This is a genomic window from Agrobacterium vitis, assembly GCF_013337045.2.
Classification (GTDB): Bacteria; Pseudomonadota; Alphaproteobacteria; order Rhizobiales; family Rhizobiaceae; genus Allorhizobium; species Allorhizobium vitis_B.
Window position 1 is genome coordinate 349,253 of the sequence record NZ_CP118261.1, and the last position, 15,777, is coordinate 365,029.

The following is a 15,777-nucleotide window of genomic DNA, read 5'->3' on the forward strand; positions in this document are numbered from 1 at the left end:
AGCGCACAATTGCTGCTTCTCGCGGAAGGGCAATGTCACATTGCTTGAATAAGCCAAGCGAAGGGCTTGCAGTTGAAATCAAGCCACCGCGTCGGTCATAGCCTTCCACTGCGCCATTGCGGGGATTCTATGACTCTGGGTAGTCAGAGCTGAAGCAAATGTCGGCGTCCGTGCTCGCAACCGGATGACTGAACCTGGCCATTAAGAGTTCAGCCGCGTTGCATGAAAACTCAAAGGGTCGGGCTAATTTATCAACGCCGCCGACGATTCTTTTTTGATCGAACTTTTTTATCATTATATAAGTAATATATAATTATAACGGCAGGCTGAACCCTAATCCTGGATTAAACGATGCCGGTTTTCAAATTCTCTAAACTCGTTCGTGAATTGCTGACTGTCCGATCTGATAATCCCGATTTGCTAAAAGCCCAATATCGCGCCTTTTCAAGCCAAATGCCGATGATGTATTTCATCTTGTTAAGCAGCAGCTGGGCGCTGGCCATCACACATTTCCATTCCTCACCCTTGTCTCTTACCGTCGGCATACCGCTCCTATTTACGTGTCTGGGCGGCCTACGAATGGTATTCTGGTTGCGAAACCGCAGTGTCAATCCGACAGCTGAAATGGCACATGCCGCAATGATCTTCACAAATCGTCTTTCTATTGTAATTGCGATCGCTTTTGCCGTTTGGTGTTACATGTTGTTACCTTATGGAGATGAATACGAGCGATCTTACGTCTCTTTCTACATGGCAATTACTGTGATGTCGTGCATTTTCTGCCTGATGTATCTCCGGTCGGCAGCAGTCATTGTCACTATAATTGTCAGTATATCATTTCTAATATTTTTCATTCCACTGTATAAGATTATTTCCATAGCCGTTGCGGTCAATGTCATGTTGGTTTGCGCAGGTATTATATCGGTTTTGCTCAAGAATTACCGCAATTTCGAGCAGATGGTCCTATCAAAACATAGGGCAGAAGCATTGAGCAACGAAAATTTGCGACTGGCCCACGTCGATAGCCTAACCGAGCTACCAAACCGACGAGCGTTTTTTTCGTATCTTGAAGTCGAGCTGAGGAACGCGAGCGCCGTTGGTTCCAGAGTAGCCCTTGGCATTATCGACCTCGACGGGTTCAAACCAATTAACGACCTTTACGGCCATTCGACAGGTGATCGGCTTCTGGTTGAAGTGGCAAAGCGTCTCCTGGCTCTTCCTGAGGGCCACGAAGTCTTCCGGCTGGGTGGTGACGAATTTGCTATTATTGCGACGAACTCTCTAGACGATGAACAGTTCTTAAGCGCCTTCAATGCACTGAGCGAGAGGCTTCATCACCCTTTTTATATGGCGGAGGCCACCGTTCAGGTTTCTGCATCAATTGGCATTTCATTCTATCCGGATCTTACATCGACGCCAGAGAGATTGTTTGATCAGGCTGACTACGCCCTCTATCACGCAAAGAATACTCGACGTGGGAGTGCGGTATTGTTTAACGCGTGCCATGAAAGACAAATCAATATTAACGCCAGCATCGAACAAACACTCAAGCAAGCTGACATATCGCAAGAAATGTCTATCCTCTATCAGCCCATCATTGATATCAGACGGCGCAAGCCCGTTGGCTTTGAGGCACTGGCCCGGTGGGAAAGCCCAACTTTAGGCCAAGTATCGCCAGCCGAGTTTTTTCCTATTGCGGAGCGGGCTGGAATTGTCGGTCTTTTAACAAGACCACTTCTCAGAAAGGCCCTCGATGCGGCCAGCCAATGGGATAGCGATCTGCGGCTATCATTCAATCTTTCTGCTTACGACCTTAACTCGAGCGAAAGTGCTGCGCTCTTGATCGACATCATCGAAAGTGGAAAATTTGATGCTGGCCGAATTGATTTTGAAATTACCGAAACAGCATTCACACATGATTTTGCCCAGGTGAAGCGGTCTATTGAAATGTTGCGCCTACTCGGCTGCGGAATTTCTCTTGACGATTTTGGTATTGGTTATTCGAGCCTCACACGGCTGCACTCTCTTCCACTCACCAAGATCAAGATTGATCGCAGCTTTGTCGTAGGTCTGGACAAGACACCTGCAAGTTATAAAATTGTCAAATCCGTGCTCGCTCTCAGCCAGGATATGGGATTGGAGTGTGTTGTTGAAGGTATAGAGACACACGACGAATTGGCGGCTCTACAAAAACTCGGTGGCATCCTCGTTCAAGGTTATATCTGTTCTCCGCCACTGCTTGAGTCAGATGTGGCTGAGTTCGTTGCTCGATCTACGAATACCGGTGCTGTGTAGGCTTCCGCTGTGTTGAATTTTCGATTTACCAGCGTTGATACTTTGAGCCATTCTGACGTCGCTGACTGAACGCTGATATATTTCCTTAAATTGTCTGTCGGTCAGGCCATAGAGCGGTTACTTTCCCGCCTGCCGTCGTCACGCAATGTAGCGGAACTTCCCGGTTCGCTGATGGCATTCATGCCGCTGACCATGCGGGATGCGCGTGCGCCAGGATTAACTGGGCATCATCATCCGTTAACACACCTGGATAAACTAAAAAATAAACATAAAGCACGAGTCAGGTTGTATATTTACAATCCCAGACTCTTGGCTTTACATCGGCTTAACATCACCGAGCTGGGAGCCATGATGAAAACTGTTCTTTTTTGTTTAGCAATTTTTCTTTTGCCTATTTCAGCTGCTCTTGCCGATTGTCCCGCCCCCATCGACAACAGTTTCGCAGCAGCAGCCAAAGCCAACTTCGACTGCTCCAGTAGCCTGCCCCTGAAAGGTCACGAGACGGATCGCAAGTTCCAGATCCACTACGATTTTCCAAAGACCTTGCCCGATACCAGCAAGTTGCCCTGGTTGACGATTGATCCCTTCAAGAACCCCGCTGACTACATGCAGGCCGTCTTGAATTACGTTACCAAAGTGAACGCCCGTCCTGATATCGATTGGCGCGTTCAAGACAACAAGGTCGAGGAATGGTGCGATGCGCCATGGTTCTTCATGTTGAGGGAGCCACTGCACGGCATGACCACCGAACGATGGTCTCGCCCCAAGGAGCTGCATGCTCTGCAAACGAATTGGGAGCGTACTTTCGCTGTCGGGATCTACAATGATGTGGCCTGTTACGGTCTTGGTCAGATCTGGGCCGATCCGGCCTTTCCCAAAACCCTTGATTTTGCATTCGCGGAGGGCGCCGTTGCCGCCAAAATGCTGTTCACCTCAGCGACACCTTCCAGCGTTCCTTATCTTGCAGGGTCAAAGGAGTGGGACGTTGCCGGAGAAAAGGACGGCAGCACCATGACGATGCGGCTTCTGCAATTTGATCTCTCGATCAAGGACAAGCGTTCGCCCAACGGCTGGTTCTTCGGGACTTTCGTCTATAATGCCATGCAGCCCGGTGATACGCCTTATCAACGCCTTGTTCCGGTCGGTCTGATCTGGGGAAGCGATCCCGCGTTGAATGCAACAGCCTATCTCGAGCAAGCCATGTCGCCGACCGAAAGCTGGGTCAATCCTGCGGTCGCAACTATGTTTTATCCCCTCCCGAGACAGCATCTCGGCCTTTTCGGGCGCGCCAATGGCCCGGTCGACAACCCAATGTCCGCCTGCATTACATGCCATCAGCGCGCGCTTGACTGGGGGACCGCAGTCTTGCCTGACAGCCCTGAAGCGGCGCAAGCGGCGGAACTGTTGCCAGATGCTCCCACTGATCCATACAATGACTCAGCCGTCGCCGCCTATTTCAGAAACATTGGGTCCAATTCACCCGTGCCGGACACGCAATCGCTTGATTATGTTTTGCAGGTTTCAAAAGGGATTGCTGCATTCCGCAATTGGGTGAAGACCGATTTTCCTGACCATGCCGCATCCACCTCGGATGTCCCGCCCTACCCCTTCAAACCTGGCAACACAATCACCACGGTGCCCGTTGACATTACTGCTCCCGGCACTGAAAAACCTGGAAACGATCCGACCGGCAAGCTTTTCCTTCGCTGATCCAATATGATAATCTAACTATATCCCGTCTTCAGGAGCTGCGCATGTTGTCGTTAAACATCTTTGGCCGCTTTCTGATTGTCGACTCTCATGGGTGTGACCGCAGCCCGAGAGGATCAAAGGCACGCGGTATATTGGCATTACTTGCCATGTCAAAAGGCTATTCGTGCAACCGGATCTGGCTGCGGGACAAACTTTGGAGCGATCGGGATTCCAAGAGAAGATCGGATAGCCTTCGCCAGACGCTCGTCGACATACGACGGGCGTTTGGCCCCTATCACACCGTATTGCAAGCGGATCGGGAAAAGGTGGCACTCGATCCAACCCGCTTTAAGATAAAATACCAGCTCATGCCCACCTCCGGTAACTGGACGAATGAGCAGGACGCATTTGCCGACCTCGACATTCGTGACACTGAGTTCGCAGACTGGATTCGGAACTTACGAGCGTCTCTTGCAGACAAGGCGCGGATCAGTCCGCCCCATGTCCTACGCAGTCATACCTCCCCCAAACCCGCAATTTTTTTCCAATTCCTATCCGATAACCAGCTTGCGAGTGAATTGACATCAAGTCGGCTGATGACGCTGACCACGGCGTCGCTCCATGATTTAGACGATTTTGAAATCTTTCCCCGTCACACTGCCATCACTGGCACGCTCCCTCCCTTGCCTGTCAAAGGCATCAGTGTCGCAGTGCGGACCGTAACTTTGGGTCCAGACAGCCATGTGGTTTTTGCCATCAGCCATGCAGGGACTGGACAGCTCTATTGGTCGCGAACCACTCAAATATCGGCATCACACACTGACTTGCTACATCACGAATCCGGGATTCTTGTCCAAGCCATTCTTTCGACGTTGCGGGAGCGGAAGGATCAGCTTGGAATCTCACATTCTGGAGCCATGCTCGCCAATCATGCGCGGGCCTTGATCTTCCGATTTGATCGGCAAAGTTTAAGAGATGCAGACGTAAATTTGCGCTATGCCTATGATCGCGATCCGCGGCCGCAATATCTGGCATGGCGAGCATTCCTGCGTAACATGGCTCAATTCCAGCACTGCAGCAGCACATTCCTGGACGACAAGGTCACATCGGCAGATTTGGTTCAGGAAGCATTGCGCCAGGACGTCGGCAGCGCCAGTATTCTGGGCATCGGGGCCCATCTCGAATATCTTGGAGGCGGTTCAAGCCGTGGTTCGTTACGGCTTGCTGAACGCGCTGTCAGCCTCGATCCGTCGAACGCAGTCAACTTGGCGATTTTATCCAATACAGAACTGGTTCTCGACAAGCTCAGGGATAGCCGAGGATCGGCTTTAAGCGCACTTGCATTAACAGGCGGAGGCGAGCACAGGGCCTTTGTCGAATTCTTTTGCTGTATGTCCGCCGCCGCGTTGGGCGAATATGCAACAGCCATAGGTCACGCAGAAGCTGCGCTTATTCTGCGTCCCGCATTTCGAGCACCTCTAAGGTATTTGGTCGCGCTGTATAAACAAATGAACATGATCAAACAAATGGAACGTGCCATCTCCCGATTGCAGCAGTTCGAGCCTGACTTCGTGCCGAGCCGCTTTCTCGACAACGATTATCCGGTCACCACCATGCGAAGGCTTCGGCTGATCGAAGCCATTGCCAGCTAGTCATCGCAGCCCTCACCGCAGCAGAGATAGCGTTATCGCCGGTGCAGCGGCTGGCGGCAAAGATTGACGTCCGCGTTTTCAATCCGATTTAAGGAATTATGCAGTCGGGTTATCTCCACCTGACTCTGATCCCTGCAAGGTGTTCCATTGCGACGTCGCGTCGGCGCGATCTTCCAACGCAGTGCCACGAGGTCTTTCCGACCCAGTCAGCGTCGGCGCGATCAGTGTGATCGTCAACACAATCTGTCGCTCAATCGCAATTTGATCATCCGTACCTGTCAATCGCCAATAACTCCAATTGGCATTGACGAGGGTGTAAAGACTAATGCCGAGCTCAAAAAGCTGTTCCTGCGGCCATGTTGAGCCAAGACGATGCAACAGCCGTGCATAGTTCGACGCAACCAGCCTTGCATGCTGTTGGGCAATGGGAAACAGGGTCTCATAATAATAAGCCGCATCAACAATGGTGCGGTCCAGCCCGATGGAAAGTTGATAAACCCATGTCTCGCGGATCAGGGTTGCCAATTGCGCCTGCCAGCCATTAGCCTGGACTTTCTCCGATCCGGCTTCCAGAAAAGTTCGCACCTGCGCCAGTTTTTCCTCGTAAATTTCGGCAATGCGGAGTTTGATGTCAACAATCTTTTGCTTAAAGGACGCAGCATTCGGAGCATTGTAGAAGGCGACAGCGTACCTCAGGTCTTTATCCCTCAACTGGTGGAACTGCACCGGCAGGGACGTTTCCGGTTTGATAAATTGGTCAAGTTCTACCCGCTTGCCGACATCAATCAGGCGGTTCAAGACAGTGAAAGCGGTGTGACTCTGAAGGCAATCTTGCGCATGTCGGGTTCTTGATATTCTTTCACAGCGCTGTGGACATTTATGTAAAAGGGGGATGTGTTGCATCGATTCCATAAGCATTTTTCATATTCAGCGTCTGTGCGAAACTTCACTTACCGCGGTGGCGATTTCATTATGTCCGATTTTGTGGTGATTGCGCAGTCCGTTCTGGCGGGCAGCGCGTCATCATCTCTCATCAAACTGTGTGGCTTTGGGCTGAGACATTCGTCAGACACTTTGCCAATGATCTCCAGACGCGATCTGCTGGCAAACTCGGTGATATCTGGAGCTTGATGAGGTTGCCATCACCAGCGGTGTGACACCCCCGGAATTGCGCCTTCAAAGGCGCGTAAAGCGATGTGAGACAGGTCGACGCAAAGCAGCATCACTCTCAGGGTTTTCCACAGCCGCCCATTGCAACCGCAGAACTGGACAAGTGAATATCCATCAAGGTCTCGACAACGAAAACGAGTATGGCTAATAGCGTAACGATATAACATTAGGGAGATGCCTATGCTCAAGACATCCATGCTCGCAGTATCTGTAATGCTGCTCTTTTCCGGCTCGGCGGTTGCTGGCGCGAACGACACGACAGTGGACGTCGTCGCTCCCTTCGAGATCACCGGATTGGATCCAGCCAAATCGGGCGATATCTTCCTGCGTATGGGCATTGTCGAGACACTGGTGGAATCCGACAAGGATGGTAACCCGGTACCGGCACTCGCGAAAAGCTGGATCGTTTCACCAGATGGCACTTCGGTGCGTTTCACGCTCCAGCAGGGTGTCTCCTTTCATGATGGGTCAGTGCTTGCTGCGAAAGATGTCGCCAGAGCGTTGAACGTTGCGCGGGGCAAGCCCGGCCTTCTGAGCAAAGCACCGATTGATTCCATTACCGCTGACGGTCAGGACACCGTCGTCATTACGTTGGCCCGGCCCTTTGCCCCGCTTCTGGCTTTCCTCGCTGAAAGCCGGGCGCAGATACTTGCGCCGTCTGCCTATGAGGGCAACACCGTCAAGGCAATTATCGGCACCGGCCCCTTCAAGCTCACAGGTATCGAAGCACCGCAAAGTCTCGCCGTCGAACGCTTTGACGGCTATTGGGGCCGCAAGCCTGCCATTGAGAAAGCAACCTATCTCACGGTAAGCCGCGGAGAAACCCGCGCTTTGATGGCCGAAAGCGGCGATGCCGACTACGTCTTCAACCTTGATCCGGCCAGCCGCACGCGTCTGTCCAAGAGCGACAAGGTCAAGCTGCTCTCGACCTCGATCCCGCGCAGCGTGCTGTTGAAGGTGAACGCTGGTCTGGCCTCACTTGAAGATATCAAGGCGCGCGAGGCGCTGAGCCTTGCCATCGATCGCGAAGGGCTGGCGGTGGCCATCCTGCGCTATCCGGCCGCAGCAACCCAGCTTTTCCCACCGAGCGTCGGAATCTGGTACGACAAGTCGCTTGCCCCCCTCACCTATGATCCAGACAAGGCCAAGTCCCTTCTTACAGAACTCGGCTGGAAAGCCGGATCAGATGGCATTCTTCAGAAGGACGGCAAGCGCTTCGCTCTGACGCTGACCACCTATCCGGATCGCCCCGAGTTACCGCTGATAGCCGCCGTCCTTCAGGACCAGTTCAAGGAAATCGGCGTCGCATTGACGATCAATTCGGCCAATTCGAGCGAAATCCCAGCCAAGCATCAGGACGGCACGCTGGAACTGGCGCTGATGGCGCGCAATTTTGCCCTGGTTCCCGATCCCATTGGCACGATGCTTTCTGACTATGGTCCCAAGGGTGGCGATTGGGGTGCCATGAACTGGACCAATGCGGATTTCAACAAGGCCCTTGACGAGCTGACCCGTGTCACGGATCCGGCAGCAGCCGAAACCCTGCGTCACGGAGCCGTCGCTGCCATCCAAAGCGATTTGCCCGTGATTCCGATTGCCTGGTATCAGCAGACGATTGCAGTATCACCGAAGCTGGAGGGGGCTACCATCGATCCCTTTGAGCGCAGTTTTGGCCTTCAGAATATGCGGTGGGCAAAATGATTAGAGCTATCGTCAGCCGTCTCATCCAGGCAGCTCTGGTGGCGCTTATGGTCGGTATCCTGACGTTCGTCATGGCAAGGTCGCTGCCAGGAGACCTTGCCTACCGGATCGCGGCTGGCCGCTATGGCTACGATATCGTCGACGGCGCCGCGGCGGCCAAAGTTGCTGCGGAGCTGAACATCGGCCAACCATCGCTTGCTGCTCTCGGGCAATGGTTGCTGGACCTGCTGCGTTTCGATCTCGGCACATCTCTGGTGACCGGTGAGCCGGTGGCGCACGCCATCCGTGCCCAGTTCGGCCATACGCTTGAATTGGCGCTTGTCGCCATTCTGCTATCGCTTGTCATCGGTCCGCCGCTTGGCGTTCTGGCGGGGCTGCGACCCGGCGGTCTGCTTGATCGTGCATTGCTGCTGCTGTCGACCACACTGCGCGCACTGCCGCAATTCGTCGTCGGTCTGATGCTGATTATCGTTTTCGGTCTCACCCTCAATCTGCTGCCGACTGCTGGGCACGAACACGGTGGCCACCTTGTCTTGCCAGCCCTTACGCTGGCGCTTGGTCTTGCGGCGGTCTCCAATCGCGTGGCCAGAGACGCCATGCTTTCCGTGTCCCGATCCGCCTATTATGCGTTTGGACGCACCAAGGGCCTTTCGGAATGGCAGGTCTTTCGTCATCACGGTTTGCGCAACGTCGCTGTGCCGATCGTCACCTATCTCGGCGTCCAGTTCGTCTACCTCGTTGAAGGGGTGGTCGTGGTCGAGACGCTGTTCGCTTGGCCGGGAATCGGCCATGCACTGGTCCATGCCATTTTCGGGCGAGACGTGCCGATGATTCAGGGCACGGCTCTTATCATGGGTCTGTTCTTCGTGATCCTCAATGCGGGCATCGACCTCATGTGCCACATCATCGACCCTCGGAGACGCAGGACATGACGGCTCTCGATTATACAGCGCCAACTGAGGCGCGTTGGCCACCGCGTCGGCTGGCGGGACTTGCGATCCTCGCAGGCCTGCTGGTATTCGCCTTCCTCCCCTTGCTGATCGGAAGTGAGGATCCACTGAAACAATCACTACGCCTCTCGTTGCAGGGGCCGACTGTGAGTAACTGGTTCGGATACGATCATCTGGGCCGCTCGATACAAGCGCGCCTATCGGCTGCGCTGCGGCTATCCCTCGGCTTGGCAGGGCTGTCGGTCCTGACCGCGATGATCCCCGGCGCTCTTCTGGGTGCCGCCGCCGCCTGGCGCGGCGGCTTTGTCGACAGGGCGATCGGTGCGGTCTCGGAAGCTTTTCTGGCTCTGCCCGGACTACTCCTGGTCCTGATGCTGACTGCTATCGTCCCCGATAGCGCCGCCATGCTTTATCTTGGTATTTCGCTTGTGCTTTGGGTCGAATACTTCCGGATCACCCGCGCCCTGACAAAACCGTTGCTTGCCTCGCCAGCCGTCGAAGCCTCAAGGCTTCTCGGTTTCGGCCCAATTTATATTCTGCGCAGGCATTTATGGCCGGAGGTCGCGCCGGTGCTGCTGACTGTGGGGGCCTATGGGGCCGCATCTGCCATAATGGCTATTGCTGCACTCGGTTTCGTCAGTGTCGGTGTTCGTCCTCCGACATCCGAGCTCGGCGCCATGATGATCGAGCTTCTTCCCTATTACGAAGAAGCCCCCCACGCCATTCTCCAGCCAATCGCAACGATCTTTCTGATCGTTCTCGCGTTGCAGCTCATCGGGGGAAAGAACAAGCCATGACCGTTTTACTCGATGTGACCCATGCGACGGTTTTTACCTCAACCGGCGTCCTGGTAGAGCCGGTCAGCCTCACGCTTCATGCCGGGCGCGCTTTTACCATTCTTGGCGAAACCGGATCAGGCAAGAGCCTGCTCGCACAAGCCATCATGGGCATCCTGCCGGACGGGCTGGCCGCGAAGGGCAAAGCCATAATAGACGGCATTGCCCTTGACCTCGCCAACCCCTCGGAGCATCGCGCGCTCTGGGGGCGCAAGGTCAGCATTCTGCCGCAAGAACCGTGGCTGGCGCTGGACCCAACCATGCGTTCTGCCCGGCAGATTGCCGAGGGTCATCGGTTTGTTGGCGGCATGACGGCGACAGCTTCTCTCGCGGAGGCTCGTATCGACCTGGCAGCGCTCGGCGTGGCCGATGCTGAGAAAAAGCTGCCGGGCGAATTGTCCGGTGGCATGGCGCAGCGCGTGGCTTTTGCCGCAGCACGCGCAGGGGGCGCCCGGATTGTGGTTGCGGACGAACCGACAAAAGGGCTCGATGTCTCCCGCCGCGACGACGTCATCGCACTGTTGATGAAGGAAATCGAAGCAGGCGGCTCAGTCCTCACCATCACGCACGATCTTGCGCTCGCACGGCAAATGGGCGGTGACCTAGCTATCATGGTCAATGGGCGCATCGTTGAGCAGGGAGAGGCCGCGACCATTTTGGCCCACCCGGAACATGATTATACACGCCGGCTGATCGCGGCCGATCCTGGCCGTTGCCAGAGGAATGCCAGCCGATCCGCAATCAAGGGCGACCCCATCCTGACCGCCCGCTCCATCGCCAAGAGCCGTGGTGGAAAACGCCTGTTTGAGGGGCTTGATGTAGATATAGGTGCGGGTGAGATTGTCGGCGTCACGGGTCCCAGTGGCTCGGGTAAGAGTACGCTCGGTGACATTCTACTTGGACTGCTGAAGCCGGACCGGGGTTCCGTCAACCGCCCGGCGGGTGTTGCTCGGACGCGCTATCAGAAGATCTACCAGGACCCGCCCTCCGCATTTCCAGCCAAGATCCGCATCGGCACGAATCTGGACGATCTTATCCGTCTGCACCGATTGGACCCGACACGGATCACGCCGCTGATGGAGCGACTGCACTTGTCGCAGACCTTGCTCGGACGCCGACCAGACGAAGTCTCCGGCGGCGAATTGCAACGTTTCGCCCTACTGCGGGCATTGCTCCTTGATCCCGTCTTCCTCTTCGCCGACGAACCAACATCAAGGCTCGATCTCATCACTCAACAGGAAACCATTGAACTGCTTAGCGAACTGGCACGGGAACAGAATTGCGCCGTACTCATCGTCAGCCACGATGCTGCCCTCATAGGACATGCCTGCGACCGGAGCTTGGTGATTTCGTCGTAAGCCGGGCTACGATGCCGATGCGATGATCCCCTCTCCTCGTTCAAAATGCTGGCCAGGTATCCGAAAGCCGGTAGCCCGACGGCCATGGATCGGTCGGGTCGAGCATCAACTGGGATACTCCCGTTATCCAGGCGCGGCCGGAAATGACGGGGCGAATGGCGCTCAGCCCACCAATTTCTGTCAGCGAGTCGATGTGGCACTTGAATTCGGAATCAATGATCGAGCGCCCGATATAGGTCTCACCAACTCCGATTTCTCCCCGCGCATGCATGACGGCAAGTCGGGCGGAACAGCCGGTTCCCGTTGGGGAGCGATCGATCTTGCCGGGACGGATCGCAACGGCGCTCTTGCCAGTCAGGATGCCGTTTTCGCGCGTTGCTGGCGTCGTCATCTGGCAAAAGGAGATATGGTTCCAATCCGCATTACACGGATGCACGAACCCAAGCTGTTCGTTGGCAGCGGCGGTGATCCTCATACCGAGTTCCGCCAACTCCCTCGCCTCGTCGGGCTTCAGCGAGAAGCCGAGGCCGACCGCATCGACAATCACGAAACTGTCGCCGCCATAGGCGGTATCGACCGTCAGGGTGCCGAGCCCCTCGACTTCCAGCGCAGCGGCGAGCCGTGTTGCGAAAGAGGCCACATTCAGCACATTGATCCGCTCGGCCTTGCCATTGGCACATTCCGCCGTCACCTCGATGACACCGCCCGGTGCTTCCAGGACCATATGCGTCAGAGGCTCCTGCATCGAAATGATGCCGCTGTCGAGGATGGCGGTCGAAACACAAATAGAGTTCGAGCCTGACATCGGCGGCGTATCGGCTGGCTCCATGATAATGAAGCCCATCTGCGCGCGCGGGTCTTTCGGCGGGACCAGCAGATTGACATGCCGGAACACCCCGCCGCGTGGCTCATTCAAAACAAAGTTTCGCAAGGTGTCGTCGCTGGCAATAAAACGCGACTGCTCCCAAAGCGTATCACCCGGCGGGGGTGAGACGCCACCGACTATCACATCGCCGACCTCCCCTTCCGCGTGAACCCCGATAACGTGAATAACCTTGTTGGTGCGCATTCGAAGGTTCCTTTAATTGCGGTCTGTGGCGAACCGGGTTTCAGCAGACATTCTGCTAAAGGATATCATCGCGCAGGCAGGCCGCCACATGGTCGGGACCCAGTGCCCGCAAGAGCGGCACGGTTTGCGCGCAAGCCGGCATGGCGTAGCGGCATCGCGTTCGGAACACGCAGCCGCTCGGCGGATCGATCGGATTGGGAAGATCACCCTCTGCCATGGCACGGATCGGCTGATGGTCGGGGTCTGGAACAGGCGATGCCGAAAGAAGCGCTTCGGTATAGGGATGGCGCGGGCGCGCATAAAGCGCGTCGCGAGGCGCAATCTCCATCACCCGCCCAAGATAAAGCACCACGACGCGGTCGCATAGATGCTCCACGACGCCGAGATCGTGCGAGATGAACAGCATCGTCAGATGCAGAAGTTCTTTAAGATCTTGCAGGAGGTTCAGAACCTGCGCCTGAACCGAAACATCAAGCGCAGAGACAGGCTCGTCAGCCACAACGAATTCCGGCTCCACGATCAGCGCACGGGCAATCACGATGCGCTGACGCTGGCCGCCGGAAAACTCATGCGGGTAACGGTTTGCGGCATCCACGGGCAGGCCAACAAGGTCCAGCATCTCCGTCACGCGGCGCGCACGATCCGCCTTGTTGCCGATGCCATGCACTTCAAGCCCTTCAGCAATTTGCGCGCCCACCCGCATGCGCGGGTTGAGGCTCGAAAATGGGTCCTGGAAGATCATCTGAATACGCTTGCGAAAAGGCAGAGTATCGCGCTCGACAAGATTTCCAATATTCTGCGTGTCGAAGACGATGTTGCCACTGCTTGGTGCATCCAGACGCATGACCAGTCGACCTATGGTGGTCTTTCCCGATCCAGATTCGCCGACAAGGCCAACCGTCTCGCCCCTGCGCACGGAAAAGTTCACATCCGCGACAGCATGGACGTAGCGGGCGGGGCCGAAAAACGCATCGCGCTTCACCGGAAAGCGCTTGACGAGGTTTTCAAGAACCAGAAGATCGGGTTTGTCACTCATGGAGCAACCTCCTTCCAGTGCAAGCAGCGGACGATGTGATCCGCCTCCACGCTTTCGAACGGTGGGTTGGCGCGCAAACAGTCATCCGTCGCGAATTTGCAACGAGACGCGAAACGACAGCCCGCCGGAAGGTCGAAGGGACTGGGGGGAATGCCTCCGATCGCTGGCAGGCGACCGTCTCTGCCGACAGCCCCTTTGCGCGGGATCGAGTTCAACAGGCCGATCGTGTAGGGATGGCGGGGATTGGAAAAAATCCGTCGCACCGGACCGTGCTCCACGATCTGCCCGGCGTACATGACAGCCACGTCATCAGCGACCTGCGCGATCACGCCCATATTGTGGGTGATGAAAAGAACGGACATGCCGATCTCGCCCTGCAGACGCTTGATAAGGTCAATAATCTGCGCCTGGATCGTCACGTCTAGCGCCGTCGTCGGCTCATCTGCAATCAGCAGGGACGGGCGACAGGACAGCGCAATTGCGATCATCACGCGTTGGCGCATTCCACCCGACATCTGGTGGGGATAGTCATCGACGCGCTTCTCGGGCGCTGGAATGCCGACCAGACGCAGCATTTCTATGGCACGGTGGCGTGCCTCGACCTTGCTGGCCCCCTGGTGTAGCCGGACGGCCTCGGCGATTTGCTTGCCGACCGGCCAGACCGGATCGAGACTGGTCATCGGCTCCTGGAATACCATCGCGATTTCGTTGCCGCGAACGGCTCGCATCTCTTTTTCCGGCAGCCTCTTAAGATCGACCTCGCCGTTTCCGCTTTTGAACAGCATGGAGCCGCCGGCGATCCGGCCATTACTGCGTTCGACGAGGCGCATCAAAGAGAGACTGGTCACCGATTTGCCCGACCCGGATTCGCCCACGAGACCCAGCGTCTTGCCCGGAGCAATGGAAAACGACACACCATCGACGCTGGTGACGAGGCCGCGCGGTGTGTCGAAGGTCGTCTTCAGGTCGCTGACGGTCAGAAGCATGGCCGTGGAGGAAGCGTGAGTGTTCATGGTCATGAGCGCCTCACCCTTGGGTCGACAACACCGTAAAGGATGTCGACAAGGAAGTTGACGACGATATAGATCAACGCGCTCAAGAGGATAAAGGCCTGCACCACGGCATAATCCTGCCTGAGGATACCGTCGATCACCAACCCGCCGACACCAGGCCAGGTATAGATGCGCTCGACCAGCACGGAACCACCCAACAGCTGGGCAAGGATCAACCCGCCAGCCGTGAGCGTAGGCAGGAAGGCATTCGGCAGCACATGACCAAATGCAATCGCAAGGCTGCGGACACCCTTGGCGTGGAGCACTGTGACAAACGGTTCGTTTGCCGTATCAAGGAGATTGGCACGCAATAGCCGGATCAGATAACCGAGCGACCCTAGCGCGAGCGTCACACTTGGTAGCGCCAGAGAGTGAAGCGCACCGAAGAACCCGGACATGTCGCCGGCAAGCAGGAAGTCTATACTGTAGAGCCCTGTCACAACCGCCGGAGGCGCATCGCCACGCCCAACAGGGCCAGGGAACCAACCGAGATTTTCCGAAAAGACGATCAGGAAAAGCAGCGCGATCCAGAAGGGTGGAACGCCAACGAAAACGAAAGCAGAGCCACGCAGCAACCGATCGAGCCAGCGCGAACGCGCAAAGACGGAAAACACCGTCAGGAATATCGCGCCGATGAAAGCAAAGAGAAAGGCGTAAAGCGCAAGTTCCGCGCTAGCCGGCAAGCGTTGCCCGATCTGCTGAAGCACCGGCTGGCCGGCACTATATGAGAAACCCCAGTCGCCTCTGACAAATCCGACAATATAATCGGCATATTGTATATAAAGTGGTTTATTGAGGCCAAGTGCTGCCTCCACCTGCCTGATGACCTCGTCTGTCGCGAAGGGGCCGGCAATGAGACGAGCAGGGTTTGTCGGTACAGCGCGCAGCACGATGAAGGCGATGAGGGAGGAGCCCAAAAGCGTCAGCAGTGCCGAAAAGATCCGTTCCATGATGAAGCGAAGCATG

General features: G+C 55.8%; 12 protein-coding genes and 2 pseudogenes. 9 read left to right on the forward strand and 5 right to left on the reverse strand.

Going from position 1 to position 15,777, the window contains the following annotated elements; all coding sequences use genetic code 11:
• Positions 1-351: 351 nt before the first annotated feature.
• From G6L01_RS24565 to G6L01_RS24575, 3 genes are all read left to right on the forward strand, one after another.
• Positions 352-2,295 carry a putative bifunctional diguanylate cyclase/phosphodiesterase gene (locus G6L01_RS24565; RefSeq protein WP_060717727.1) on the forward strand — a complete coding sequence of 648 codons (1,944 nt, stop codon included), beginning with the start codon at positions 352-354 and terminating at the stop codon, positions 2,293-2,295.
• 171 nt (positions 2,296-2,466) lie between these two features.
• Positions 2,467-4,005, forward strand: a complete 1,539-nt coding sequence (locus tag G6L01_RS24570; protein WP_234892410.1) for a hypothetical protein — start codon at positions 2,467-2,469, stop codon at positions 4,003-4,005.
• Positions 4,006-4,049: 44 nt separating this feature from the next.
• Complete coding sequence (locus G6L01_RS24575) at positions 4,050-5,639, forward strand: AfsR/SARP family transcriptional regulator (RefSeq protein ID WP_060717725.1); 1,590 nt, start codon at positions 4,050-4,052, stop codon at positions 5,637-5,639.
• A 96-nt stretch (positions 5,640-5,735) separates the two neighbouring features.
• On the opposite strand, the gene G6L01_RS24580 is transcribed toward G6L01_RS24575, so the two are convergent.
• Positions 5,736-6,164: a hypothetical protein gene (locus tag G6L01_RS24580; RefSeq protein WP_234891855.1), complete on the reverse strand. Its 429-nt coding sequence runs from the start codon at positions 6,162-6,164 to the stop codon at positions 5,736-5,738.
• 93 nt (positions 6,165-6,257) lie between these two features.
• Between G6L01_RS24580 and G6L01_RS24585 the strand changes: the two are divergent.
• The 6 genes and pseudogenes from G6L01_RS24585 to G6L01_RS24610 form a co-directional block, all read left to right on the forward strand.
• A pseudogene (locus G6L01_RS24585) lies at positions 6,258-6,491 on the forward strand (NAD(P)-dependent alcohol dehydrogenase); the annotation flags it as partial.
• A gap of 167 nt (positions 6,492-6,658) precedes the next feature.
• Positions 6,659-6,792: pseudogene (locus G6L01_RS24590) on the forward strand (IS6 family transposase); the annotation flags it as partial.
• Positions 6,793-6,989: 197 nt separating this feature from the next.
• Complete coding sequence (locus G6L01_RS24595; RefSeq protein WP_070165969.1) at positions 6,990-8,510, forward strand: ABC transporter substrate-binding protein; 1,521 nt, start codon at positions 6,990-6,992, stop codon at positions 8,508-8,510.
• The gene (locus G6L01_RS24600) at positions 8,507-9,442 is read left to right on the forward strand and encodes an ABC transporter permease (RefSeq protein WP_070165971.1); all 936 of its coding nucleotides are present in this window, start codon (positions 8,507-8,509) and stop codon (positions 9,440-9,442) included. The genes G6L01_RS24595 and G6L01_RS24600 overlap by 4 nt, the downstream gene beginning before the upstream one ends.
• On the forward strand, positions 9,439-10,257 hold the full coding sequence (locus G6L01_RS24605; RefSeq protein ID WP_070165973.1) for an ABC transporter permease: 819 nt from the start codon (positions 9,439-9,441) through the stop codon (positions 10,255-10,257). The genes G6L01_RS24600 and G6L01_RS24605 overlap by 4 nt, the downstream gene beginning before the upstream one ends.
• Positions 10,254-11,654 carry an ABC transporter ATP-binding protein gene (locus G6L01_RS24610; RefSeq protein WP_070165975.1) on the forward strand — a complete coding sequence of 467 codons (1,401 nt, stop codon included), beginning with the start codon at positions 10,254-10,256 and terminating at the stop codon, positions 11,652-11,654. The genes G6L01_RS24605 and G6L01_RS24610 overlap by 4 nt, the downstream gene beginning before the upstream one ends.
• Before the next feature lie 40 nt (positions 11,655-11,694).
• On the opposite strand, the gene G6L01_RS24615 is transcribed toward G6L01_RS24610, so the two are convergent.
• Genes G6L01_RS24615 through G6L01_RS24630 form a run of 4 tightly spaced genes read right to left on the reverse strand, consistent with a single transcriptional unit; the run spans position 11,695 to position 15,776 of the window.
• On the reverse strand, positions 11,695-12,723 hold the full coding sequence (locus tag G6L01_RS24615) for a trans-3-hydroxy-L-proline dehydratase (RefSeq protein WP_070165978.1): 1,029 nt from the start codon (positions 12,721-12,723) through the stop codon (positions 11,695-11,697).
• Between the two features lie 55 nt (positions 12,724-12,778).
• Positions 12,779-13,759 carry an ABC transporter ATP-binding protein gene (locus G6L01_RS24620; RefSeq protein WP_070165980.1) on the reverse strand — a complete coding sequence of 327 codons (981 nt, stop codon included), beginning with the start codon at positions 13,757-13,759 and terminating at the stop codon, positions 12,779-12,781.
• Positions 13,756-14,772, reverse strand: coding sequence for an ABC transporter ATP-binding protein (locus G6L01_RS24625; RefSeq protein ID WP_070166165.1), 1,017 nt, complete (start codon positions 14,770-14,772; stop codon positions 13,756-13,758). The genes G6L01_RS24620 and G6L01_RS24625 overlap by 4 nt, the downstream gene beginning before the upstream one ends.
• Before the next feature lie 2 nt (positions 14,773-14,774).
• Positions 14,775-15,776 carry an ABC transporter permease gene (locus G6L01_RS24630; RefSeq protein WP_070165982.1) on the reverse strand — a complete coding sequence of 334 codons (1,002 nt, stop codon included), beginning with the start codon at positions 15,774-15,776 and terminating at the stop codon, positions 14,775-14,777.
• Position 15,777 lies beyond the last annotated feature (1 nt).